This is a genomic window from Actinomadura rubrobrunea NBRC 15275 (assembly GCF_001552235.1).
GTDB classification, from domain to species: domain Bacteria; phylum Actinomycetota; class Actinomycetes; order Streptosporangiales; family Streptosporangiaceae; genus Spirillospora; species Spirillospora viridilutea.
Window position 1 is genome coordinate 1 of sequence record NZ_BCQU01000194.1, and the last position, 2062, is coordinate 2062.

Genomic DNA, 2062 nt, shown 5'->3' on the forward strand with positions numbered 1-2062 from the left:
CCCGCGATGTGATGGAGCACCAGCAGCAGGACGTGCGTGTTCTCGTCCAGGACGAACAGCCGGGCCCGCAGGGGCGGCTCGATCGAGAGGTCGAAGCCCTGCCGTGCCGCGTCGGCGAGTGCGGCCGCGAGCCCGGCCTCGTCCGTCTCCACGACGGGCAGGCGGGGGCGCGCGGTCACCGGGTCGAGGATGTGCTGACGCGGGGTTCCGGAGGCGTCCGGGAAGATCGTGCGCAGCGACTCGTGCCGGGCCACCACGTCGCCGAGCGCGGCGCGCAGCGCGTCGCGGTCGAGGGGGCCGGTGAGCCGCAGCGCCACCGGGATGGTGTAGACGTCCGTCGCGCCGAACCGGTTGAGGAACCACAGCCGCTGCTGCGCGTACGACAGCGGGATCAGGTCGGGCCGTTCCCTCCGGACCAGCGGGGGCCGGGCCCGTCCCTCGGCCTCGTCGAGACGTGCGGCGAGCGCGGCCGCCGTCGGCGCTTCGAACAGGGTGCGCAGCGGCAGTTCGACGCCGAGCGCGGAGCGGACCTTGCCGGCGAGGCGGACCGCGGTCAGCGAGTCGCCGCCGAGCGCGAAGAAGTCGTCGTCCGGGCCGACCCGTTCCAGGTCCAGGACCTCGGCGTACAGGTCGCAGAGGATCTCCTCGCGCGGAGTGCGGGGGGCGCGGCCGGTCGCGGCCTTCGCCTCCGGCGCGGGCAGGGCGGCCCGGTCCAGCTTGCCGTTCGGGGTGCGCGGCAGTTCGTCCAGCACCGTCACCGCGGCGGGCACGGCGTGGCCCGGCAGCCAGCGGGCCGCGAAGCGGCGCAGCTCCGCCTCGTCCGCCTCGGCGCCGGGCTCGGGGACGACGTAGCCGACCAGGCGCCCGTCCCGCACCGCGGCCGCGGCCTGCGCCACCGCCTCGTGCCGGGCCAGCACGGCTTCGACCTCGCCGAGTTCGACGCGCACCCCGCGGATCTTCACTTGCTGGTCGACCCGGCCCAGGTATTCCAAGACCCCGCCGGGGCCGCCCGGGCCGGCGGGCGCGGAACGCCACCGGACGAGGTCGCCCGTGCGGTACATCCGCTCGCCCGGCGGGCCGTAGGGGCAGGCGACGAAACGCTCGGCGGTCAGGTCGGGCCGGTCGAGGTAGCCGCGGGCGAGGATGGGGCCCGCGACGTACAGTTCCCCGGGGACGCCGGGCGGCACCGGCCGGAGCGCGTCGTCCAGCACGTAGACGCGGGCGTTGCGGATGGGAGCGCCGATCGGCGGGACCGCTCCGTCCGGCAGCGGCCCGCTCATCGTGGCGCACACGGTCGTCTCGGTGGGGCCGTACGCGTTGATCATCCGGCGGCCGGGCGCCCAGCGGTCGACCAGTCCGGGCGGGCACGCCTCGCCGGCGACCAGGAGCGTCCGCAGCCCGTCGAGCCCGTCGGGCGGCACGGTCGCCAGGGCCGACGGGGTGATGACCGCGTGGGTGACCGAGTGCTCGCGCATCAGGTCGCGCAGCCGCTCGCCGCCGTACACGTCCGCGGGGGCGACCACCATGGCGGCGCCGGCGGCGACGGCGGCCAGCCGTTCGAACACCGAGGCGTCGAAGCCGGGCGAGGCGAGCTGCAGCACGCGGGCGTCCGGTCCGATCGCCATCTGTTCGACCTGCGAGCGGGCCAGGCTCGCGACGCCCGCGTGGGTGACGACCACGCCCTTGGGGCGGCCGGTCGACCCGGACGTGTAGATCACGTACGCCGGGTGGGCGGGGTGCGGCGCCGGCCGGTCGCGCGGCCCGTCCGGGTCCTGAGCGTCGATCTCCGCGGCGGTCGCGGGGGCGTCGAGCAGCAGCCAGTCCGCCTCGGGGAGCCGGCCGACGTGCGCGGACGCGCTGACCGCCACGACCGGGCGGGCGTCGCCGAGCATGGCGGCGACGCGTTCCGGCGGGTAGTCGGGGTCGAGGGGGAGGAACGCGGCGCCGGTCTTGCCCGCGGCGAGGGTCGCCACGACCAGGTCGGCCGAGCGGGGCAGCGCCACCGCCACGATCCGCTCGGGACCGGCGCCGCGGGCGGCGAGCACGTCGGCGAGCCGGTTCG

Annotated in this window: 1 protein-coding gene; it reads right to left on the reverse strand. The window is 77.0% G+C overall.

The features are described from left to right. On the reverse strand, positions 1–2062 hold a 2062-nt coding region (locus AR3_RS28950), incomplete at both ends, for a non-ribosomal peptide synthetase (RefSeq protein ID WP_157406844.1).